The following is a 20,853-nucleotide window of genomic DNA, read 5'->3' on the forward strand; positions in this document are numbered from 1 at the left end:
GATGGGCTTTGGACCGCGAGCCTTCAGCCTCGCATTCTGTCGGCGAAGGGCGTCAGTCGAAATCCGCGGCGATGAATTCCGGCAGCGCCTCCGCGCGTAGGGAAAAGTTCCCGAGCGCCGGATAATCGGCGGGGTCGAGGCGATCGGCGAGCGCGAAGCGCGAGAAGCGCCAGGCGACGGCCGTCGTTATATCCGGCTGCAGCGGGCGCGCGCCGAAGAGAAAGCTCTCCTTGGCCTCGGCGACCTCTTTTTCCAGCAGGTGGTAGGCGGCCCGCAGCTGGCCGTCGACGCGCGCGATCCAGGCGTCGTGCCGCTTCTCCGGCGGGCGGAGCGATTCATAGACGAGCTGCACGGTCTTCTCATTCGCCGCCAGCGCCAGCCCGATGATTCGTTGCGCGCGCGAGAAATGCTCCGGCCGCTCCGGCGTGAGCCTCCGCTCGGCGGGGACGAGGCGCTCCAGATAATCGAGGATCAGAGTCGAATCGAGCAGAGCGACGCCCTCGTCGGTGACGAAGGTCGGCGCTTTGACGACCGGGTTGATCTGCGAAAAAGCATCGAAATCGCGAAACACCGACACGGGCTCATGGATGAAAGGCAGACCATAGGCTCGCAGCGATACGGCGACGCGTCTGACATAGGGCGAATCCAGCATTCCGATGAGACGCATGTTCAAAATCCTTCTCGCTCGTCCCGGCCCGAGACGCGATCATCGCGACAAATGCGTTAATTCGACGGCCGTATGGATTTTCGCCCATAGAATGAAAATCAGCAATCTCTGCAATGCGTGCGGCGCGCCGCTCGTTTATTCGTGAAATCCATGAAGCAGACCACACGCAATGATTATGCGCGGCGCATCGCGCGCGTCACCGAGGCGATTTTTCGCGATCCCGCGCGAGCGCGCTCGCTGGAGGATTGGGCGGCGCTCGCCAATTTTTCGCCCTTTCATTTTCATCGCATCTATCGCGCCATGCAGGGCGAAAGCCTCGCCGACACGATTCGCCGCGCCCGTCTCACCCTCGCCGCGCGCGCGCTGGCGATGAGCGCGCGCAGCGTCACCGATATCGCATTGGAGGCGGGCTATGAGAATGCGCAGAGCTTCGCGCGCGCCTTTCGCGGCTTTGTCGCCGTGAGCCCTACGCAGTTTCGCGCGACGCATCGCGCCGCCGCCGATTTCACTCTGCCTTCCCCCGTCGTCGTCACGAGAAAGGACGCAGCCATGAATGTCGAGATCGTCGAGCTGGCGCCGATCCGCGCGCATCTTCTCGAGCACAAGGGGCCGGTGGCGTCGATACCGGAGACATGGGCGGGCCTGTGGCGCTGGCATATGCAGGCGGGGCTCGCCGGGCGAGCGCTCTATCCCATCGGCGTCTGCTATGGCGACCCGGAAGAAGATTGCGGCTTTCGCTATTGCGCCGGCCTGGCCTTTCCAGATGGCGTCGCCGCCTCGGGCGAGGTGACGATCGCCGATATCGTCGGCGGGCGCTACGCCTCCTATCGGCATGTCGGCCCCTACAGCGGGATCGGCGCGGCCTTTCAGAAGCTCTATGGCGAGTGGCTGCCGACGAGCGGTCATGAGCCGGACGATCGCCCCGCGCTCGAGATCTATCGCAACACGCCCTATGACGCGCCGCCCGAAGGGCTGATCACCGATCTGCTCATTCCGGTGAAGTGATCGGCGCGCCGAATCATTTCGTCATGCGAAAGCGCAATATGCGGCTCTCGCCGACATCGAAAAACTGAATGCGCTTGCCGCCGGCGCGTTCGGCGGTCTTCGGCCAGAAGGCGCGGGCGGCGGCGTTGTCGCGATGGAAGGACAGCTCCCACCAGCCGACGCGCGTGTGAAACGCCTGCATCGCCGCCGCGCCGCCGCAGCCGCCGCGGCGCAGATGCGGCAGCACGTAGAATTCCGCTATGGAAGCTTCGACCGGGTAGCCGGAGATGGAGATGGCGTTGACGAGGGTGAAGCCGGCGGCGGCGCCATCGGCTTCGATCACATAAGGAGAGCGACGCGGCTCGCGCCAGTAGGAATCGAGAAAAGGATAATTGTCGGGCTCGTCATAGCCCCAAGGGCCGAGCTCGATGAGATAGCGCCGCAGCAGAGCGGCGATCTCTCGCTTTTCCTCGAGCGGCGCCAGCCGCAGTCTCACATCCATGGCCCGCTTTCCTCTTGCGCCTCACGGCGCGGGATTGCTGTGCAGCTGATGAATCTCGTCGATGCGCGCTTCGATTTCCGGCGTGATCGTCACCTCGACCGAATCCAGATCCTCCTGCAATTGCGCCATCGTCGTCGCGCCGATGATGTTGGAGGTCACGAAGGGACGCGAGGTGACGAAGGCGAGGGCGAGCTTCGCCGGCGAGACGCCGATCTCCTTCGCCAGCGCGAGATAGGCGTCGATCGCCTGCGTGACGCCGGGCTTCTCATAGCGCTGGCCGCGCTCGAACAGCGTCGTGCGCGCGCCGGCGGGACGCGCGCCATTTTGATATTTGCCGGTGAGATAGCCCTGCGCCAGCGGCGAATAGGCGAGCAGGCCGACATGCTCGCGCGTCGCGAATTCGGCGAGGCCGATCTCGAAAGTGCGATTGATGAGGTTGTAGGCGTTCTGGATCGAGACGACGCGCGGCCCATGGCCCTTCTCCGCCGCGCTCAGAAAGCGCGCGACGCCCCAGCTCGTCTCATTGGAGAGCGCGATATGGCGAATCTTGCCCGCCTTCACCAGATCGGCGAGCGCCTCCAGCGTTTCCTCTATGGGAATTTCGTCGACCTTCGGCGGCGCGCGATAAATGGTCCCGCCGGCGCCGAACAGCGGCAGCGGGCGATCCGGCCAATGCAGCTGATAGAGATCGACATAATCCGTCTGCAGGCGCTTCAGCGATCCGTCGATCGCATATTCTATGTTCTTGCGATCGAGCCTGGTTCCCTCGGCGTCGGGACGCAGATAGGGGCTCTCGCTGCGGCCCGAGACTTTCGTCGCCAATATCACTTTGTCGCGGTTCTTTCGCGCCGCGAGCCAGGAGCCGATGATGCGCTCGGTCGAGCCCTGCGTCTCGGCGCGCGGCGGGATGGAATAGATTTCCGCCGTGTCGATGAAATTGACGCCGCGATCGAGCGCATAGTCGAGCTGCGCATGTCCCTCGGCCTCGGTGTTCTGCTGGCCCCATGTCATCGTGCCGAGCACGATCGCCGACACGCTGAGATCAGTGCGGCCCAATTTGCGATAGTCCATTGCGTTACGACCTCTCGTCTCAGGCGTTCTGCGCCGGCGCATCGCCGACGATGCGGCCGAGGCCGTTCGGAATGCGTGGGCTGGGCAGAACATAGCGGTTGCGGTCGCGCACCATTGTGGCGACGCCTGCGAAATCGAGCTTGCCGGAGCCGAGCAGCGGCAATTTGTCGACGATCATGAATTCCGCCGGAACCATCAGCTCCGACGCGCCTTTCGATTTGGCGAAGGCGAGGAATTCGGGACGTGTGGCGTCCTTCTGCTGCGTCACCAGCACGATGCGCTCGCCCTTGCGCGGATCGAGCTCGCGCGCCGCCGCCGACAGCGAATTGGGCCACAGCTCCGCGGCGAGCGTCTCCACAGCGGCGAGCGAGATCATCTCGCCGCCGATCTTGGCGAAGCGCTTGGCGCGGCCCTGAATTTTTATATAGCCCTGCGCATCGACGGTGACGATGTCGCCCGTGTCGTGCCAGCCTTGCGCCGGCGGCGCGAGCACGCCGGGATTGTCCGCCAAAAGATAGCCGAGCATCACATTGGGGCCGCGCACGAAGAGACGGCCGCCCTCGGCGACGCCGGGAACAGTCTCGAGGCGCAGCTCCATGCCCGGAAGCAGACGGCCGACGCTGCCGAAGCGGTTGAACATGGGCGTGTTGAGCGCCAGCGCCGGCGCCGTCTCGGTGACGCCATAGCCCTCGAGAATGCGAATGCCGAATTTCTCGAGATAGACGTCGCGCGTTCCCTGCTTCACCGGCTCGGCGCCGGCGATGACATAGCGCAACGAGCGGAAGTCGTAAGAATGCGCGACGCGCGCATAGCCGTTGAGGAATGTGTCGGTGCCGAGCAGCACTGTGGCGTTGGCGTTGTAGACCAGCTCCGGCACGATTTTATAGTGCAGCGGCGAGGGGTAGAAATAGACCGGCACGCCGGAGACGATCGGCAGGATGAAGCCGACATTGAGGCCGAAGCAATGGAACACCGGCAGCACGCTGAACAATTTGTCGGTGCGGCCGAAGTCTATGCGCGCCGCCGCCTGGGCGGCGTTGGCGAGCAGGTTTTTGTGCGAGAGCACGACGCCTTTTGGCGCGCCTTCCGAGCCTGACGTGAAGAGAATGGCCGCCGGATCGTCGGGGCTCCGCTTCTCCAGCGGGCGCTTGTGGCGCAGCAAAGCGGAGAGCTTGTCGGCGCGCGTGATCTCGCCGCGCACATCCTCGAGATAGACGATGCGGAACTCCTTATCGAGCGCGGCGACGAGCGCGTCGAGCTTGCCCTTCTCCACAAAGGCGCGCGAGGTCAGCAGCGTCGTCGCCTGCGCGGATTTGAGGCTAGATGCGATGTTCGCCGCGCCGGCGGTGAAATTCACCATGGCCGCGACGCGTCCGGCGCCGACGACGGCGAAGATCGTCACGCCGGCGGCGTTGGAATTGGGCAACATGACGCCGAGCGCCTCGCCCGTCTGCGAGATGCGTTGCAGCTTGCGGCCCAGCACATGGGCGCCGATCATGATGCGCTTATAGGTGAGCGCGCCGGCGATCGGGTCCTCTATCGCGACGCGGCCGGCGCCATGCTCGCGCGCCGCGTCGACGAGCGCTTGATGCAGCGTGCGATCGATGGGGCTGGTGCGGAAGACGAGATCGGACATGATCTCATAGAGCGCCGCGCCGGAGGCGATGCGCCGCGCCTTGCCGCGCAATGCGGGATCGACCTCGAGCCGCGTCGGCTCCAGCACGGTGAGCGTGAATTTGGGAAAGAAGCGGCGGCGCGCCTGCTCGCGGGTCAAACGCGAGAACATCGTCGCTTCCGGTCCCTCGATGCGCACCGGCACGACCCAGGCGCCCGATTTTTCCGCGATGAGTCCGGCGCCATCATAGACCTTCATCAGGCTGCCGGTGACGGTGAGGCGTCCCTCCGGGAAGATGACAAGAGGATCGCCGTTGCGAACCGCATTGACCAGAGTGCGCGTGCCGAGCGGGCGCGTCGGATCGAGCGGAATGGCGCGCACATAGCGCAGGAAGGGCCGCACCCACCATTTCGTCGCGATCGTCGAGTCGATGGCGAAGACGGGGTCGACCGGCAGCACGCAGAGGATCGCCGCGGCGTCGAGGAAGCTCACATGATTGAGCGCGATGATCGGATTCTTGCCCGCCCTGGCGAAATTGCCGAAGCCTTTCACCTCGAGCCGATAGAAGGCGCGGAAGATGATCGACAGGGCGTCACGAAAAGGGGAGACGACGACCGCTTTGTAGATCCATATCGCGGCCAGCGCCATGAGGACGCCTATGCCGAGGAAGAGATCCGGCACGGAGACGCCCTTGCTCTGCAGCAGCGCGACGGCGAAAGCGCCGCCGGCCATGAAGGCGGCGTTGAGCACATTCACCGCGGCGATGATGCGCGAGCGCTCGTGAGGCGGCGCATAGGCCTGTAGCGCGGCGAAGCTCGGCACGATCATCAGCCCGCCGGCGATGGCGAGACAAGCGAGATCGATGGTCACGCGCCAGGCGCCGGAGAGCTCGAAGAATTCGGCGATCTCGAGCGGCGTCGTCGCCTCCCGCGGCGCGAGCGTCGCGAGAGTCCAGCCGAGATCGAGCGAAGCGCCGGCGATGATCGCCGCGCCGATCGCCGCCGGCAGCAGCACGATGCGTCCCGCCAGCAGGAAGGAGGCGAGGCCGGAGCCCACCGCAATGGCGATGGCGAAGACGGCGAGGAACAGAGTGACGACCAGCTCCGAGCCATGCATCACATGCGTCACCAGCGGCGCCAGCAGCGACATTGCGATGACGCCGACGAGCCAGAACAGGCTCGTCACCGCGCCGACGCGCCACAGCCGCGTGTCCTTCCACAATTCACGCAGCAGCACGGCGGTGGAGCGCAGAATATTGGGGTCGATGCGAAGATCGGGCGCGGCGCGCTCAGTCGAGGGAATGAGCCGCGCGGCGCCCCAGGCCGCGGCGGCTGCGGCCATCACGCCGATGGTGGTGATGAGCGGCTCGCCGCCGCCATGCATGGCGAGGCCGCCGGCGATGGTGCCGGTGAGAATGGCGAGGAAGGTCGCGCCTTCCACCAGAGCATTGCCGGCCGGCAGTTCCTCCTGGCGCAGATGATCGGGAAGAATGCCGTATTTCACCGGGCCGAACAGCGCGCCGAGCACGCCGAAGGAAAACAGCGCGGCGAAGAGCACGGGAACGGAAGAGAGCGCGAAGCCGGCGACGGCGATCAGCGCCGCGCCCATCTCCACGAATTTGAGGCGCCGCGCGACCAGCGCCTTGTCGTATTTGTCGGCGATCTGTCCGCCGAGCGCGGAGAGAACGAAATAGGGCGCGATGAAAATGGCGCCGGCCAGCGTGACGAGCGATTCGCCCTCATGTCCGCCGATTTTGAACAGAATGAGCAGAACGAGCGCATTCTTGAGGAAGTTGTCGTTGAAGGCGGCGAAGAACTGGCACCAGAACAAAGGCGCGAAACGTTTGGTGAGGAGCAGATGATCGGACATGGGCAAATTCCGTCGGCGCGCGGCGAGAACGCTCTGTTTCGCCGATTCTGTTTAAGGATGGGTTGGTCGGCAGGCGTTGCGCGCCCGCACATACTACGCTGCGGGCGCGGCCCGCGGCGATGAGATTCTGGGGCTCGGACGGCCCCTCCCGCCCCCTCTCCCGCAGAGCGGGGTCGGGGGCGGGGCGCGAGCGCGCTCGCTGTCATCGAAAAGGCGGCTTGAACATTCGCGGCCTCCTGTTATGAACATCGTTCAGGCGTGACCATAGCACGATCTGAACAGCGCTCAAGAGAAAAATGAACGACGTTCAAAAAACCGGATCCGACTCTGCGGAGCGCCCCGGCGCCAAGACCTCCGCGCGCCGCGCCGATCTGCGCGCGCGGCTCGTCGCCGCCGGCCGCGCGGCCGTCGCCGAGGGCGGCTTGCAGAATTTGAAGGCGCGCGATCTCGCCGCCGCCGCGGGCTGCGCAGTGGGCGCGATCTACAATGTGTTCGACGATCTCGACGATCTGATCCTGCGCATCGGCGCGGATACGCTCGCGCGTCTGGAGCAAGGCCTCGCCGCGCCGCCCGGCCCGGCGCCCGAGCCGGCGGAAGAGCTGCTGCGCCTTGCGTGCGGCTATTTCTCCTTCGCCCGCGCCGATAAGGCGCTGTGGCGGGCGTTGTTCGAGCACCGGCTCGCCGGCGGCCGCCCCGCGCCGGCCTGGTATCTCGAGGATCAGAGCCGGCTCTTCGCCCTGGTCGAGGCGCCGCTGGCGCGTCTGCTGCCGGACGAGCCGGCGTCCTCGCGCGCTCTGCTCGCCCGCACTTTATTTTCCGCCGTGCATGGGGTCGTCTCGCTCGGCCTAGAGGAGAAGCTCGCGCCTATGCCGGAGGCGATATTGGAGGCCGAACTCGAGCGGCTGGTGCGCGCTTTTGCGGCTGGACTGACCTTGTTGCCGCCGGGGTGAGGCGCGGGTAGAGCGAGCTATGGCTTGCCTTCCAGAGCCCGAGCTGAAATATCGGATTTGGGAAGCTCGAGAGGCGCCGCCGGCCATGCTGCTGATTCTGCTCTTTTTCGTCGCAATGTGGGCGGGCGCGCAAAATGCGCTGGCCGGCGGCGGCTCCTTTCTCACTCTGCCGACGCTCATGCTCACCGGCATGGACGCGCGCGCCGCCAATGTCACATCCTGCGTCGCTCTGTTTCCCGCGCAGATCGCCACCGGCTGGACGGGGCGCGATCTGTCGCGCGGCGCCGCGGGCCTGTCTCTGCGCACGCTGTTCATCATCAGCATCGTCGGCGGGGCGGTGGGCGCGGTCATATTGCTGCTGACGCCGCCCGCCTTCTTCGCCAGGCTGGTGCCCTGGCTGGTGCTGTTCGCGACCGCGGTGTTCGCCTATGGCAGCTTTCTGCGCAAACCCGGCGAGGCGAATGCGCATCTTTCGCCGAGGGGCGCCATGGCGTCGCAATTTCTCATCTCGGTCTATGGCGGCTATTTCGGCGGCGGCATCGGCTTTCTGATGGTGGCGGCGCTGACCATGGCCGGGCAGAATGTGCGCATCGCCGCGGCGACGAAAAATGTGCTCGCCGCAGTGATGAACGCCTCCGCCGTAGCCATTTTCCTGTTCTCGCCGGATCTGCATCTCGCCCAGGCGCTCGTCACCTCGCTCGGCGCGACGATCGGCGGCGTCGTTGGCGCGCGCCTGCTGCATCACATTCCCGACAAATGGCTGCGCATCGTCGTGATCATCATCGGCGCGCTCTTGACCCTGGGCCTGTTCCTGCGCGCGCCATAAGGCGATTGTCGAGGCCTTTTGTCGGCGCGGGTGGACGGCGGGCGGTGCCTCCTTATGTAACCGCATCGGCGAAGCGCCGCGCATAGGCCGCGGCGCGGAAAGTCGATGGAGGCCGAACTGTCCGACAATCGCAATCGAAGCGCCGCCGTGGCGGCCGCGACCCCATCCGCCGGCGAGGATTACGACAAGCTCGGGCGCGATGCGCTCGTCTCGCTTTTGCGCAGCGTCATCGAGCAGCGCGACGACGTGCTCTCCAAATATGAGGCGATGGCGTTCCAGGTCGACGAGTCGACGCATGAGATCGACGACGCCCAGCTCGAGGCGAAGCGCAATGCGCAAAAGGCCGAGGGCGACGCGCGCAAGGCGCAGGAGGCCGAAAAACGCGCCGCCGATCTGCAGCGCCTTCTCGATGACGAGCGCCGCGCCAAGGCGACGCTCGCCGGAGACTTCGCGCGCTATCGCGACAAGGTGACGAGCACGCCGGTGGACGAGCCCTGGAGCCAGCTCTGGCGCGCGATCTCGCAGATCGCGCGAGACGCCGTCGCCTGGGCGCGGGCCAAGATTCCGGCGGACAGCCAATTCCTGCCGTGGTTCGACAAGGGCGTCGATTTCATTGTGGCGACCGGCCGACTGCTGCGCGAATGGAGCCTCGCGCTCTATGATTGGGCGCGTCCGCGCGCGCTCGAATTCTACGCATGGGGCAAGCCGCGCGCGATCGATCTGTGGAAAAGGCTGAAAACCGAGATCGAGCGGCGAATGGGCCCGGCCAAATCGTAAAAATCCGCGGCCGATGGGCGCTCGCGAAGCGCGAACGCGGCTGGAAATGCCCGAGCCAATGCGTTAGATTCGCGGCATGTACGCTCGCTGCGCGCTCATCGCGTCCCTCTTCCTCGCCGTCTTCGGACCCGCGTCCGAGGCGCAGGCGGCCGCCGCGCGCGGCTCCGTGCTCGCCTGTCGCGATCAAGCCGACATCAAGCGCGCCTTTCGTCCGGCCTCGGACAAGGCGGCCAAGGACGACCCTGCCTTTTTCCGCGGCAGGCTGCAGTCCGGCCACTGCGTTCAGCTGATGCGCGATCAAAAGGTTGACGTCGATCAGCGCGACGGGTCGCTCTGGTGCGTGCGTCCCTCCGGCGCGCTGGATTGCTTCTGGACGCTCGATCGGGCGATCGATCTCTACCCCGCGCCGCCTCCTCGGCCGGGCGAGCAGCCACCCAGAAAAAAAGGCTGAATCGGCCTCCTGCGGCGCGGCAACGCGCTTCCCTCGAGTTGGTCTGCGGCCGCTCGACTGGTAGAACTGTGCCCGTTACGTAATGATTCTCGCCCCAGGGAGCGACGGAAGCCATGATCCAGCCGAGGAAATGGTGGGTCGGCCTGCCCGTGCTGGCCATTTTGTTCACGATCGTCGCGACGTCCGACGTCGAGAAGATCGAAAAGGATCTGGGTGATCGCGTCCGCGCGGCGCTCGACAAATCCCCCGGCGCGATCGAAGGCGCGAGCGTCGCCGTGGACGGACGCGACGTGAGGCTGTCGGGCGTCGTCCTCTCGCCCGCCGCCGTCGCGCAGGCCGTCCGAACCGTCGAATTGCAGGAGGGCGTGCGCGCGGTCTCCGACGCCACGACGCCGCCGCCTTCGGCGCAGCCTTTCGCCTTCTCGCTCGAGCGCAAGGGCAAGACGCTCGCGCTCTCCGGCAATGCGCCGGTTCCGGGCGAGCGCGCGCCGGTTCGCGCCGCCGCCGCCGGCAAGGGGCTCGAGCTTTCCGATTCCTCGGTCTCGGCGCTGGGCGCGCCGAAAAATTACGCCGCCCTCGCCTCCTATTGCGTCGCGCTGCTCGATGCGATCGGCGACGGCAGAGTGTCGGTCAGCGACGCCGCCCTCACGGTGACCGGTTCGGCCGCCAGCTTCGACGGCTATGACCGCGCCGCGGCCGCGCTGAGAGAGCCGCCGGAAGGCGTTTCGGTGAAGGCGGCGGAGATCGCGCCGCCGCGCGTCTCCCCCTTCGTCTGGAGCGCCGCCAAATCGGGAGAGGCGGTTTCGCTCTTCGGCTATGCGCCGAGCGAAAAGACGCGCGAGACTCTCGTCGCCGAGGCCGCCGGGCTCGGCGCGGCGAGCGATCAGACGCGCGTCGCCGGCGGCGCCCCCGGCGATTTCGCCGTGGCGGCGAGCGCCGCGCTGCGCGCGCTCGACCAGCTCGCGAGCGGCAAGGCTTCGATAAGCGATGGCGTCGTCTCCATCGAAGGCGCCGGCAAGACCAATATCGCCGCTCCGGCCGTGGAGGCGAGCCTGCGCTCCGCTTTGCCCAAGAGCTTTCGCCTCGGCGAAGTGTCGGTGGCCGCGGGGGCGATCTCGCCTTTCGTCTTCACCGCGCGCAAGCAGGAGGACAAGCTCTCGCTCGCCGGCTATGCGCCGGACGCCGCCGCCCGCGCCCGGATCGTCCAGCAGGCCGAGCGCGATTTCGGCGCGGTGGACGACGGACTCGCCATAGCCGACGGCGCGCCGAAGGGATTCGCCGAGGCGGCGAGCGCCGCTCTGCGCGCATTGTCGCGGCTCGACGTCGGCGTCGCGGCGCTCTCCGACCGCAGTCTGGCGTTCGAGGGCGCGGCCTATAACGCCAAGGCGCAATTCGACATTCGCGCCCGGCTCTCCCGCGAGTTGCCGGAAGGCTATGAGAACGCCGCGCGGCTCGGCCTCGCGACGACGACAGATGAAATCCCGCCGACGCGGCTCTACGCCGCTTTGGCGGAGAAAGCCGCCAAGGGTCTGACCTTCGGCGCGGACAATCGAATCGCGGAGGCGTCCCTGCCGGTCGTCGACGCGCTCGCCTTCGTGCTGCTGCGCAGCCCGGGCGCGGCGGTCGATATCGCTGGGCGTTTCGCAGGCGCGGGCTCGCAGGCGGAAGACGAGGCCATCGGCCTGCGTCGCGCCGAGGCCGTGCGCAACTATCTGATCGAGGCGGGCGTCGAAGCGGCGCGACTCTCCGCCTCCGGCGCCGCCGCGGCCGATGGGAACGGCCGTCGCATCGAATTCTCGATCCGGTGATCCGGGGCTTTCGAGGGGAGAACGCCCATGCTCTATCTGCTCGCCGTCTCCACCGAGTGGCTCGCCGCCGCGCTCGCTCTGGGGCTCGTCGTCGGCTTCCTCACCACGACGAAGGTGAAAGGCGCGACATTCGACGGCCATGGCGTCGTCATCGCTTCGGCCTTTGTTCTGGCCGCCGGTTTTTTCGTCGCCAATCTACAGACCATTCCGGGCCGCAACGGCCTGCTCTTGGAATTGGGCCTGCTGCTCGCGACGGCCTATCTGATCGGCCTGCCTTTCGGCGGCGGCGTGAGGCTGTTGTTCGGGACCGCCGCGCCCGAGGCGGGCGCCAAAAAGACAGCGCCTCAGGTCGTGCTTCGCGGAGCCGCCGAGCTGGTCGAGGACAAGACCTCTCCTTCTCTTGCTCCTTCTCCCGCTCCCGTCGCCGCTCCGCTCGCCGCCGCGCCCATCGTCGCGGAAAAGCCGGCCGCGCCTGCCGCCGCCGAGCCGCGTCGGCGCGTGGCCGCGCGCCCGGCGGAGAGCGAAAAAAAAGCGCCCGGCCAGCGGCCCGAAGGTCTCTCCGAGCCGCGCGGCGGCCGCGCCGACGATCTCACCAAGATCAAGGGGCTCGGGCCCAAGAGCGTCGAGAAGCTGCATGGGCTCGGCGTCTATCATTTCGATCAGATCGCTGGCTGGTCCTCCGAGAATGTCGCCTGGATCGGCGCGACGCTGGCGGTTCCCGGCCGTCCCGAACGCGGCCGCTGGGTGGCGCAGGCCAAGGAACTCGCCGCCGCGACGGAACGGGCGCAGGCCGAATGAGACTCGCGCATCTTCTCGGAGCCTCGCTCCTGCTCTGCGTCGTTTCGGCGGAGGCGCCGGCGCAGGACATGCTGCGCAATGTCGATCTCGCCCAGCCCGCTTATTCGCAGTCCGAATTCACGCGCGCCGACATAGAGGCGCGCCTCGCGGTGACGAAGCCGGGCGAGACGCTCGATCTCTCCATGCGCAGCCTCAATGGGCTCGACCTCTCCGGCCTCGATCTCTCCGGCGTCAATCTGCGCGCGGCGCGGCTCGTCAAGGCGCGGCTGGCCGGGGCCAAGCTCGACGGCGCCATTCTCGATCAGGCCTGGCTCCTCGAGGCCGATCTCTCCGGCGCCAGCCTGCGCGGCGCGCATGTCTTCGCGACGCAGCTGCAGCGCGCCCGCGCCGAGGGCGCGGATTTCTCCAAGAGCCGCCTCGCCGCCGATCTCACGGGCGCCGATCTGCGCGGCGCCTTGTTCCGCGGCGCGGATATGTCGGCGGATATGAAAAACCAGTCCATGGGGCTGATGCGCGCCGTTCTGCGCTCCGCCAAGCTCGACGGCGCGCATTTCGACGGCGCCGATCTCTCGCGCGCCGACATGCGCTATGCGCGGGCGCCGGGCGCGATCTTCGACAAGGCCTCGCTGAAGGATGTCGACGCCGCCGGCGCGGATTTCACCGGCGCGCGCTTCGAGGGAGCCTCGGCCGAGGGCCTGTCGCTCGATTCCGCGCGGATCGACAGAGGCGTGGCCGCGACGCTGAAAGGCGCGGTGGATTTGGATCGCGCCTATCTGCAATAGGGCATTTTCGGCGTTGGGAAACGCGTCGAAACCTCTAGGGGCAGGGGCTGCCCGATCGCGCCGCCGCCATAGATAAACGAAGGGCGATGATGAGAGAACCCTTCCGCATCGGCGTCGATCTCGGCGGCACCAAGACAGAGGCGATCGCCATGGGTCCCATGGGCGAGACGCTGGCGCGTCGGCGCGCGCCGACGCCCGCCCATGATTACGCCGCCGTTCTGGCGACCATCGGCGGCCTCGTGCTCGAGCTCGAACGCGAGATCGGCGGGCGCGGCAGCGTCGGCGTCGGCACGCCGGGCGTGATCTCGCCGCGCACCGGCCTCGTGAAGAACTCCAACACCACAGGGCTCAACGGCAAGCCGCTGGACAAGGATCTCGAGGCTCTGCTGGGGCGTCCCGTGCGGCTCGAGAACGACGCCAATTGCTTCGCCCTGTCTGAGGCGGTGGACGGCGCCGGGGCGGGCGCGCGCAGCGTTTTCGGCGTGATATTGGGAACGGGCGTCGGCGGCGGCATCGTCGTGGACGGCAAGGTTCTGCAGGGCGTCAACAAAGTGGCGGGCGAATGGGGCCATACGCCTCTGCCCTGGATGACGCCGGGTGAATTTCCCGGACGCCTCTGCTATTGCGGCCATCATGGCTGTGTGGAGACTTTTCTCGCCGGCCCGGCGCTCGCCTTCGACTACGGCCAGCGCAGCGGCGCCGAGGCGAGCGGCGAGGAGATCGCCGCCCGCGCCGCGGCGGGCGAGGCGGCGGCGCGTCATGCGCTGGAAATCTATCGCGACCGCCTGTCGCGCGCGCTTGCGGGCATCGTCAATCTGCTCGATCCGGATGTCATCGTGCTCGGCGGCGGCGTGTCCAATATTGATTTCATCTACGAGGGCCTGCGCGATCTGGTCGAGAAGCAGGCGTTCTCGGACGCCATAGACACGCGCATATTGCGCAATGTGCATGGCGACTCGGGCGGCGTGCGCGGCGCGGCTTGGCTGTGGGGCGGACCGGATCGCGAGGGTGCCGTTCCCATTGACCCGCGCTCGCCGCGAATATGTGGATCAGATTAGCTGTCTCGTGCTATAGGCAATAAATGAGTATGGGTGTAATTGCACGGAAGTTGGTGTGTTTAACCTCTTGGCGAGCCCTGGGATTGGATAATGAACTCTTTTGCTCCGCAGCAGCATTCTTCGCCACTTTACGAGCTCCTAAACCAAATTAACGTCGCTGCCGAAAGCAAGCTGCACTTGTTGGCGGTCAGCATGGCAGTTGCCCTTCCAGACATATGTGTTTCACTTGCCAGTCCCGACGGGCGCTCAAATGGCGAGAAATACAAGCAGTGGTGCAGCGACAATTTAAAGAACGGTAAGTTCAGCTTTGTGACCGGAGATGATCTCTGGTCAATGCGATGCGGCGTTCTCCACAATGGTCGATTCGGCGATCTAAAGCATAATGTTGTTCGGGTGATTTTCACCTTACCTGGTGGACCATCGTTCACCAACTGTCAAGCGAACGACGCGTACCTTTATGGCGCTGTAGAGTTCTGTCGGAACATGTGCGATGCCGCCTACGCATAGTATGAAGCCCACAAGGGCGACCAAACGGTCGCCGCGAATGCAGGGCGCTTGATGCAATATTATCCGCGGGGAATGGCCCCATACATCGTGGGTGTGCCGGTGATCGCGTGACTGAGCGATGTAACGAGAATGCGACAAACAGAAGATTGATGTCTGCTGAAAATTTTCACTGTTTGTTTCCTCGATAAACCCCAAAAGAGTTCTTCATAAAGCCGCGCCCGCAGGCGTGCTGCCCCTCCATCGCCTCCAGCTCCGCGATGAGCCCCTCGATCATCTCGAGGCCGATTCCCCAAAAGGCGGGATCGCGCGCATCGAGGCCGAAGGGCGCGAGCAGCTCATTATAGGGCTTGGCGCCGCCCGCCTCGAGCAGGCCGAAATAGCGCTCGGCGAAACCCGTCTCCGCCTTTTGATAGACGCCATAGAGCGAGTTCACGAGACAATCGCCGAAGGCGTAGGCGTAGACATAGAAGGGCGAATGCACGAAATGCGGAATATAGGCCCAGAAGGATTCATAGCCTTCGCCGAGCCGAATGGCCGGGCCGAGACTGTCGCTCTGCACGCTCATCCACAGCTCGCAGAGCTTGTCGGCGGTGAGCTCGCCATTCTTGCGCTCTGTGTGGACCTTGCGCTCGAAGGAATAGAAGGCGATCTGCCGCACGACAGTGTTGAGCATGTCCTCCACTTTGGCGGCGAGCAGCGCGCGCTTCTTGTCGGTCTCGGTCGTCTGCGCCAATAGCGAGCGGAAGGTCAGCATCTCGCCGAAGACGGAAGCGGTCTCGGCGAGCGTCAGCGGCGTCGGCGCCATCAGCGCGCCTTGGCGTGACGCCAGCACTTGATGCACGCCATGGCCGAGCTCATGGGCGAGCGTCATTACATCGCGCGTCTTGCCCTGGAAATTGACCAGAACATAAGGATGCACGGAGGGTACGGTCGGATGGGCGAAGGCGCCCGGCGCCTTGCCCGGCCGCACCGGCGCGTCGATCCAGCTCTTGTCGAAGAAGCGCGAGGCGATCTCGGCCATTTGCGGCGCGAAGCCCGAATAGGCGATGAGAACGATGTCGCGCGCCTCGTCCCAGCTGTAATTATGCGAAGGCACGGAGGGCAGCGGGGCGTTGCGGTCCCAATAGTCCAGCGCCTCCTTGCCGAACCATTTGGCCTTGAGCTTGTAGTAGCGATGCGACAGCTTGGGGTGCGCTTTCGTCACGCTTTCCACCAGCGCCTCGACGACTTCGGGCTCGACGCGGTTGGAGAGATGGCGCGAGTCGGCGACATCTTTGAATCCGCGCCAACGATCGCCGATCTCCTTGTCCTTGGCGAGCGTGTTGGCGACGAGCGCGAAGGTGCGCAGATTGGCTTTCAGCGTCGCGCCGATCGCGAGCGCCGCCTCGCGTCGCACCTCCTCGCGCGAATCCTGCATGAGATTGAGCGCAGGCTCGATCGTCAGCTCCTTGCCGCCGATCGAAAAGCGCAGCGAGGCGATGGTCTCGTCGAAGAGGCGGTTCCAGGCGGCGCGGCCGGTGGCGGATTTCTCGTGGAAGAGACGCTCCAGCTCGTCGGAGAGCTCATAGGGCTTCTCCATGCGAATATCTTCGAGCCAGGGCTTCCAATGCGCGAGCGGCGCCGTCGCCGCGGCGGCGTCGAGAATTGCGTCGTCGATGCGATTGAGCTCGAGCTGGAAGAACAGCAGCTGCGTGGAGATTTCAGTAATCTTGTCTTGAATGTCGCCATAGAATTTGGCGCGCGCGGGGTCGGTGGTGTCGCCGGCGTAGACGAGACCCGCATAGGACATGATTCGGCCCAACAGGTCCTGTAGCGCCTCATAGCGCCGCACGGCTTCGCCGAGCGTCTCGCTCGCCGCCGCGCCGCTCGCCATCTCGCTCAGGCGGCCGCGAAGCTCGGCCGCGAAGGCTAAGGCCTCCTTCTCCGCCGTCGCAATGTCGACGGCCAGCGCCGGCGAATCCGGCGCGGCGTAGAGATCGGCGAGATTCCATTCGGGGAGCGCGGGGCCGGGGCCGCCGGCCTGAGCCTCGGAGACGGCGTCGCGAAGAGGGGCTTGGACGCGGGCGTGAAGATGCGGCATGGTTCGAACCGGGAGTTGAGGATGAAGGGCGCTTCGCCGAATATCGGGCACGGGACAGAAAAAATGCAAGTCGCAGGCCGCCGAGACGCTGGCCGCACAGGAGTTTTTCTCGTCCCCGGCCATCGGATTCGTCCCGACGGCGAGGCTCACGTTAACGGCGCCTTTACCCTGATCTCCGAGCATGGCCGGAAGGTGGCGTCGTCCACGTCCTCTATTGCACGCCGCGGATCGTCGCGATCCGCCCGAGCCCACGCCGCGCAGGCCTAAGAAATTTCAAGAGGATCAATGACTTCTACGATTCTGATCGCCGACGACGATCCGGTTCAGCGCCGCTTGCTCGAGGCTTCGGCGCGGCGCTTCGGTTATGAGGTGGAGACTGTCGAGGGCGGCGAGCAGGCGCTGGCGCGGCTGACGCAGAATGGCGCGACGCCGGTCGATCTGCTGATTCTCGATCTCGTCATGCCCGATCTCGACGGCATGGGCGTGCTGACGCGCCTGCGCGACCTCAAGATCGACGTGCCCGTCATCGTGCAGACCGCCAATGGCTCCATAGAGACGGTGATCTCGGCGATGCGCGCCGGCGCGCATGATTTCGTCGTGAAGCCGGTCGGCGCCGAGCGCTTGCAGGTCTCCATCAAAAATGCGCTGTCGGCAGACGCCCTCGCCGGGGAGCTGCGCCGCGTCAATCGCCGCAGGGACGGCGCGCTGACTTTCCGCGATCTGGTCTCGCGCAGCGAGGAGATGGCGCGCGTCATTCGCCTCGGCGAGCGCGCCGCCCATTCCAATATCCCGGTGCTGATCGAGGGCGAGTCGGGCGTCGGCAAGGAGATCGTCGCGCGCGCCATTCAGGGCGGCTCGGATCGCCGCGGCAAGCCCTTCGTCACCGTCAATTGCGGGGCGCTGCCGGCCAATCTCGTCGAATCCATCCTCTTCGGCCATGAGAAGGGCGCTTTCACCGGCGCGACCGAGAAGCATTCGGGCAAATTCCTCGAGGCCAATGGCGGCACGCTCTTCCTGGACGAGATCGGCGAATTGCCGCTCGAGACGCAGGTGAAGCTGCTGCGCGCCTTGCAGGAGGGGGAAATCGCCCCCGTCGGCGCCAAGCGCCCGGTGCGCGTCGACATTCGCCTCATTTCGGCGACGAATCAAAATCTGATCGAGCAGGTGAAGCGCGGCCAGTTCCGCGAGGATCTGTTCTACCGCCTCAACGTCTTCCCCATCACCATTCCGCCGCTGCGCGCGCGCCGCGACGATATCGGCGATCTGGCGCGCCGCTTCGCCATCCGCTTCGCTGCGGAGGAGAACAAGCGCCTGCGCGGCATATCGCATGAGGCGACGACGCTGCTGGCGAGCTATGATTGGCCGGGCAATGTCCGACAGCTCGAGAACGCGGTCTTCCGCGCCGTGGTGCTGGCCGATGGCGACGAGCTGACGGTCAATGAGTTCCCGCAGATCGCCGCCCATGTGGAGGGTTTCTCCGCCCGTGTGCCGCCGGTTCCGGCGCCGGCAGCGCCCGGAGCCGCGCCGGAGCGGGAGATCGTGCGCGTCGAGATTCGCGATCCCAATGTGATGGCGCTGCTCGGACCGCATGGCGACATGCGCCGTCTAGAGGAGCTCGAGGCCGAGGTCATCAAATTCGCCCTCGTCCATTATCGCGGGCAAATGTCGGAGATTGCGCGTCGTCTGGGCATAGGTCGCTCGACGCTCTACCGCAAAATGAAGGAGTACGGGCTCGGCGAGGAGATGGACGAGAATGTCGACGCCGCCTGAAGAGGCGAAGGCGCCGCCAATTTAGGCGTTCGCCGGCTTGCCCAAAAAAGCGCGCGCGGCCATTCTGCGGGCCAGAACGCGCCGGCGCTCTCGGGCGCCGCGCGAGGAACGGAGACCTTCTCAGTCATGTCCGAGCTCTATGATATCGAAGCGCGCACGATCGACGGCGAAACCGTCAAGATCGGCGACTACGCCGGCAAGGTGATCCTGATCGTCAATGTGGCGAGCAGATGCGGCTTCACGCTGCAATACAACGGCCTCGAGGCGATCTGGAACGAGAACCGCGACAAGGGTTTCGTCATTCTCGGCTTCCCCTGCAATCAGTTCAGCAATCAGGAGCCGGGAACCGACGAGGAGATCAAGACCTTCTGCTCCACCCGCTTCATCGTGACCTTCCCGCTGTTCAGCAAGATCGAGGTGAATGGCGACAATCAGCATCCGCTCTACAAGCTGCTGAAGGAGAAGGACCCGGGTCCGGCGGAAGACGTGAAGTGGAACTTCACCAAATTCCTCATCGACCGGAAGGGCAATGTGGTGAAGCGCTTCCAGGCGACCAACACGCCGCGCCAGATGGAGCCCGACATTCAGGCCCTGCTCGCCGAGGCGTGAGGAAAAAGCGTCCGTCCTAGCCCCCCGGTAGTGGGCAAAGCCGGCGGGCGCCGTGACGAAATCGCGACTCTGCGCCATATTGGTCGAGCAGCTCCGCCGATCCGCCGCCGAGGCGGCCGGATCGCGGAGAAGCTCGCGCGCCCCGATCGAGGCGACATCGTCGAGAGGTCGCCTCGACCATGAATCGCGTCTATGAATTCGAAGCGCGCCGCCTCGATGGCGAGAAGGCGAGCCTTTCCGATTGGGCGGGGAAGGTTCTGCTCATCGTCAATGTGGCCAGCAAATGCGGCTTCACCCCGCAATATGAGGGTCTCGAGGCGCTGTGGCGGACCTATCGCGACCGCGGCTTCGCTGTGCTCGGCTTTCCCTGCGATCAATTCGGCCATCAGGAGCCCGGCGACGAAGCCGCCATCGGGGCCTTCTGCTCGATGCGCTATGACGTCACCTTTCCGCTCTTCGCCAAGATCGAGGTGAATGGCGGGAACGCCCATCCGCTCTATCGTTTTCTGAAATCGCAGGCGCCGGGCCTTTTGGGCACGCAGGCGATCAAATGGAATTTCACCAAATTTCTCGTCGATCGACAGGGCCGCGTCGTGAAGCGCTATGCGCCGACCGTCGAGCCGCAGGCGATCGCGGCGGATATAGAAAAACATCTTGCGGAGGCTCCGTGACAATCGCGATCGACATTGCGCGCCGCGACGGCGCGCCCAAATTCCTCTCCTTCGACGTCGTGCTGCGCGATGCGCGCAGCAAATCGCGCCATCGCGTGACCATGTCGCGCGAGCTGGCCGAGCGCTTGGGCGGCGGCGTTTCCACCGCCGAGCAATGTCTCACCGCCGCCTTTCGCTTCCTGCTCGACCGCGAGCCGAAGGAGCAGATCCTTCCGCAATTCGACGTGAGCGTAATTTCGCTCTATTTTCCAGAATTCGAGCGTGAATTGCCGAAATATCTGGGGTGAGCGGGCTTGCGACTTTTTGTCTCGGGCGAGGCCGCGGGCTCTCTCGCCGCGCGGCCGCACGGCCGGGCTCATGGTCTTTGCGCATGAGCGCGGCGCATGGCTCATGACTGCATTTAATTTGGCGACCGGCGGATGCTGGCGTAAGGTCATAAAAGCGACACGCGCCGTCGACGCGGGCAAGACGTCCCGCGGCGGCTGACGGTCCGTCGGAGGTCGTCGATGAAACTGAATTACAAGCCCTTCATGATATTCGCGATCGTCGCGCTGCTCGCCGTCGCTCTGGCCATGCTGTTTGATCAGCGCAACCAGCGCTCGGCCGGACGCGACATCAACTTCAGCGAATTGCTGGCGCAAATCGAGCTCGGCCGCGTCCATGACGTGACCATCGCCGGCAATGAGATCAGTGGGCATTTCGCCGATAACCGCTCCTTCACCACCTATGCGCCCAATGATCCGACGCTGGTGCAGCGCCTGACCGCCAAAAATGTGGCCATCAGCGCGCGTCCCTCGAGCGAGGGCGGCGGCTGGTGGATGACGCTGTTCCTGAATGCGTTGCCCCTCATCGCCTTCCTCGGCGTGTGGATATTCCTCGCCCGCCAGATGCAGGGCGGCGCCGGCGGCCGCGCGCTCGGCTTCGGCAAGTCCAAGGCCAAGCTGCTGACGGAAACGCAAGGCCGCGTCACTTTCGAGGATGTCGCCGGCGTCGACGAGGCCAAGGAAGACCTCCAGGAGATCGTCGAATTCCTGCGTGATCCGCAGAAGTTCCAGCGT

At 65.5% G+C, this 20,853-nt stretch carries 19 protein-coding genes and 1 pseudogene; 15 read left to right on the forward strand and 5 right to left on the reverse strand.

All coding sequences use genetic code 11. From position 1 onward, the window contains the following. Positions 1-52: 52 nt before the first annotated feature. On the reverse strand, positions 53-667 hold the full coding sequence (locus C5689_RS16030; RefSeq protein WP_108918258.1) for a glutathione S-transferase family protein: 615 nt from the start codon (positions 665-667) through the stop codon (positions 53-55). A gap of 150 nt (positions 668-817) precedes the next feature. Here C5689_RS16030 and C5689_RS16035 point away from each other — a divergent pair, with 150 nt between their 5' ends. Then, on the forward strand, positions 818-1,672 hold the full coding sequence (locus C5689_RS16035) for an AraC family transcriptional regulator (protein WP_108918259.1): 855 nt from the start codon (positions 818-820) through the stop codon (positions 1,670-1,672). Positions 1,673-1,685: 13 nt separating this feature from the next. Here C5689_RS16035 and C5689_RS16040 read toward each other — a convergent pair whose 3' ends face one another. Genes C5689_RS16040 through C5689_RS16050 form a run of 3 tightly spaced genes read right to left on the reverse strand, consistent with a single transcriptional unit; the run spans position 1,686 to position 6,708 of the window. Beyond that, the gene (locus C5689_RS16040) at positions 1,686-2,153 is read right to left on the reverse strand and encodes a GNAT family N-acetyltransferase (protein ID WP_108918260.1); all 468 of its coding nucleotides are present in this window, start codon (positions 2,151-2,153) and stop codon (positions 1,686-1,688) included. 21 nt (positions 2,154-2,174) lie between these two features. Beyond that, entirely contained in the window at positions 2,175-3,224 is a 1,050-nt protein-coding gene (locus C5689_RS16045) for an NADP(H)-dependent aldo-keto reductase (RefSeq protein WP_108918261.1), read from the reverse strand. Between the two features lie 19 nt (positions 3,225-3,243). Continuing rightward, positions 3,244-6,708, reverse strand: coding sequence for an acyl-[ACP]--phospholipid O-acyltransferase (locus C5689_RS16050; RefSeq protein WP_108918262.1), 3,465 nt, complete (start codon positions 6,706-6,708; stop codon positions 3,244-3,246). 296 nt (positions 6,709-7,004) lie between these two features. On the opposite strand from C5689_RS16050, the gene C5689_RS16055 reads away from it, so the two are divergent. The 9 genes from C5689_RS16055 (at position 7,005) to C5689_RS18275 (ending at position 14,665) form a co-directional block, all read left to right on the forward strand. Beyond that, positions 7,005-7,658 (forward strand): TetR/AcrR family transcriptional regulator, encoded by a 654-nt coding sequence (locus tag C5689_RS16055; protein ID WP_108918263.1) that lies wholly within the window; start codon positions 7,005-7,007, stop codon positions 7,656-7,658. An 85-nt stretch (positions 7,659-7,743) separates the two neighbouring features. After that, entirely contained in the window at positions 7,744-8,484 is a 741-nt protein-coding gene (locus C5689_RS16060; RefSeq protein WP_108918277.1) for a sulfite exporter TauE/SafE family protein, read from the forward strand. Between the two features lie 105 nt (positions 8,485-8,589). Further along, positions 8,590-9,261 (forward strand): hypothetical protein, encoded by a 672-nt coding sequence (locus C5689_RS16065; protein ID WP_244594751.1) that lies wholly within the window; start codon positions 8,590-8,592, stop codon positions 9,259-9,261. A 76-nt stretch (positions 9,262-9,337) separates the two neighbouring features. Beyond that, complete coding sequence (locus tag C5689_RS16070) at positions 9,338-9,712, forward strand: hypothetical protein (protein ID WP_108918264.1); 375 nt, start codon at positions 9,338-9,340, stop codon at positions 9,710-9,712. A gap of 113 nt (positions 9,713-9,825) precedes the next feature. Continuing rightward, positions 9,826-11,520, forward strand: coding sequence for a BON domain-containing protein (locus tag C5689_RS16075; protein ID WP_108918265.1), 1,695 nt, complete (start codon positions 9,826-9,828; stop codon positions 11,518-11,520). A gap of 27 nt (positions 11,521-11,547) precedes the next feature. Then, the gene (locus C5689_RS16080) at positions 11,548-12,318 is read left to right on the forward strand and encodes a hypothetical protein (RefSeq protein WP_108918266.1); all 771 of its coding nucleotides are present in this window, start codon (positions 11,548-11,550) and stop codon (positions 12,316-12,318) included. Then, positions 12,315-13,100 carry a pentapeptide repeat-containing protein gene (locus tag C5689_RS16085; RefSeq protein WP_108918267.1) on the forward strand — a complete coding sequence of 262 codons (786 nt, stop codon included), beginning with the start codon at positions 12,315-12,317 and terminating at the stop codon, positions 13,098-13,100. The genes C5689_RS16080 and C5689_RS16085 overlap by 4 nt, the downstream gene beginning before the upstream one ends. Positions 13,101-13,186: 86 nt before the next feature. Beyond that, positions 13,187-14,158: an ROK family protein gene (locus tag C5689_RS16090; protein WP_108918268.1), complete on the forward strand. Its 972-nt coding sequence runs from the start codon at positions 13,187-13,189 to the stop codon at positions 14,156-14,158. Positions 14,159-14,248: 90 nt separating this feature from the next. Further along, complete coding sequence (locus tag C5689_RS18275; RefSeq protein ID WP_146188403.1) at positions 14,249-14,665, forward strand: hypothetical protein; 417 nt, start codon at positions 14,249-14,251, stop codon at positions 14,663-14,665. A gap of 235 nt (positions 14,666-14,900) precedes the next feature. On the opposite strand, the pseudogene C5689_RS16095 reads toward C5689_RS18275, so the two are convergent. Next, positions 14,901-16,745, reverse strand: a pseudogene (locus C5689_RS16095) (M3 family oligoendopeptidase); the annotation flags it as partial. A gap of 285 nt (positions 16,746-17,030) precedes the next feature. On the opposite strand from C5689_RS16095, the gene C5689_RS16100 reads away from it, so the two are divergent. The 5 genes from C5689_RS16100 to C5689_RS16120 form a co-directional block, all read left to right on the forward strand. Further along, entirely contained in the window at positions 17,031-18,515 is a 1,485-nt protein-coding gene (locus C5689_RS16100; RefSeq protein WP_108918270.1) for a sigma-54-dependent transcriptional regulator, read from the forward strand. 126 nt (positions 18,516-18,641) lie between these two features. Then, positions 18,642-19,124 carry a glutathione peroxidase gene (locus tag C5689_RS16105; protein ID WP_108918271.1) on the forward strand — a complete coding sequence of 161 codons (483 nt, stop codon included), beginning with the start codon at positions 18,642-18,644 and terminating at the stop codon, positions 19,122-19,124. Between the two features lie 179 nt (positions 19,125-19,303). Further along, positions 19,304-19,795 (forward strand): glutathione peroxidase, encoded by a 492-nt coding sequence (locus C5689_RS16110; RefSeq protein ID WP_108918272.1) that lies wholly within the window; start codon positions 19,304-19,306, stop codon positions 19,793-19,795. After that, the gene (locus tag C5689_RS16115; RefSeq protein ID WP_108918273.1) at positions 19,792-20,082 is read left to right on the forward strand and encodes a hypothetical protein; all 291 of its coding nucleotides are present in this window, start codon (positions 19,792-19,794) and stop codon (positions 20,080-20,082) included. Before C5689_RS16110 ends, C5689_RS16115 begins: the two co-directional genes overlap by 4 nt. A gap of 219 nt (positions 20,083-20,301) precedes the next feature. Beyond that, positions 20,302-20,853: ATP-dependent metallopeptidase FtsH/Yme1/Tma family protein (locus tag C5689_RS16120; RefSeq protein ID WP_193487727.1), on the forward strand; the 552-nt coding region annotated here is incomplete at its 3' end.

Source organism: Methylosinus sporium (assembly GCF_003113265.1).
Taxonomy (GTDB): domain Bacteria; phylum Pseudomonadota; class Alphaproteobacteria; order Rhizobiales; family Beijerinckiaceae; genus Methylosinus; species Methylosinus sporium.

What these genes read in the sequence shown, in the direction of transcription:
- C5689_RS16105 (WP_108918271.1), top strand. Translation starts at nt 18,642, where the DNA reads ATGTCCGAGCTCTATGATATCGAAGCGCGCACGATCGACGGCGAAACC.
- C5689_RS16055 (WP_108918263.1), top strand. Translation starts at nt 7,005, where the DNA reads ATGAACGACGTTCAAAAAACCGGATCCGACTCTGCGGAGCGCCCCGGC.
- C5689_RS16070 (WP_108918264.1), top strand. Translation starts at nt 9,338, where the DNA reads ATGTACGCTCGCTGCGCGCTCATCGCGTCCCTCTTCCTCGCCGTCTTC.
- C5689_RS16040 (WP_108918260.1), bottom strand. Translation starts at nt 2,153, where the DNA reads ATGGATGTGAGACTGCGGCTGGCGCCGCTCGAGGAAAAGCGAGAGATC.
- C5689_RS16035 (WP_108918259.1), top strand. Translation starts at nt 818, where the DNA reads ATGAAGCAGACCACACGCAATGATTATGCGCGGCGCATCGCGCGCGTC.
- C5689_RS16080 (WP_108918266.1), top strand. Translation starts at nt 11,548, where the DNA reads ATGCTCTATCTGCTCGCCGTCTCCACCGAGTGGCTCGCCGCCGCGCTC.
- C5689_RS16085 (WP_108918267.1), top strand. Translation starts at nt 12,315, where the DNA reads ATGAGACTCGCGCATCTTCTCGGAGCCTCGCTCCTGCTCTGCGTCGTT.
- C5689_RS16050 (WP_108918262.1), bottom strand. Translation starts at nt 6,708, where the DNA reads ATGTCCGATCATCTGCTCCTCACCAAACGTTTCGCGCCTTTGTTCTGG.
- C5689_RS16045 (WP_108918261.1), bottom strand. Translation starts at nt 3,224, where the DNA reads ATGGACTATCGCAAATTGGGCCGCACTGATCTCAGCGTGTCGGCGATC.
- C5689_RS18275 (WP_146188403.1), top strand. Translation starts at nt 14,249, where the DNA reads ATGAACTCTTTTGCTCCGCAGCAGCATTCTTCGCCACTTTACGAGCTC.
- C5689_RS16110 (WP_108918272.1), top strand. Translation starts at nt 19,304, where the DNA reads ATGAATCGCGTCTATGAATTCGAAGCGCGCCGCCTCGATGGCGAGAAG.
- C5689_RS16090 (WP_108918268.1), top strand. Translation starts at nt 13,187, where the DNA reads ATGATGAGAGAACCCTTCCGCATCGGCGTCGATCTCGGCGGCACCAAG.
- C5689_RS16060 (WP_108918277.1), top strand. Translation starts at nt 7,744, where the DNA reads ATGCTGCTGATTCTGCTCTTTTTCGTCGCAATGTGGGCGGGCGCGCAA.
- C5689_RS16075 (WP_108918265.1), top strand. Translation starts at nt 9,826, where the DNA reads ATGATCCAGCCGAGGAAATGGTGGGTCGGCCTGCCCGTGCTGGCCATT.
- C5689_RS16030 (WP_108918258.1), bottom strand. Translation starts at nt 667, where the DNA reads ATGCGTCTCATCGGAATGCTGGATTCGCCCTATGTCAGACGCGTCGCC.
- C5689_RS16065 (WP_244594751.1), top strand. Translation starts at nt 8,590, where the DNA reads ATGGAGGCCGAACTGTCCGACAATCGCAATCGAAGCGCCGCCGTGGCG.
- C5689_RS16100 (WP_108918270.1), top strand. Translation starts at nt 17,031, where the DNA reads ATGACTTCTACGATTCTGATCGCCGACGACGATCCGGTTCAGCGCCGC.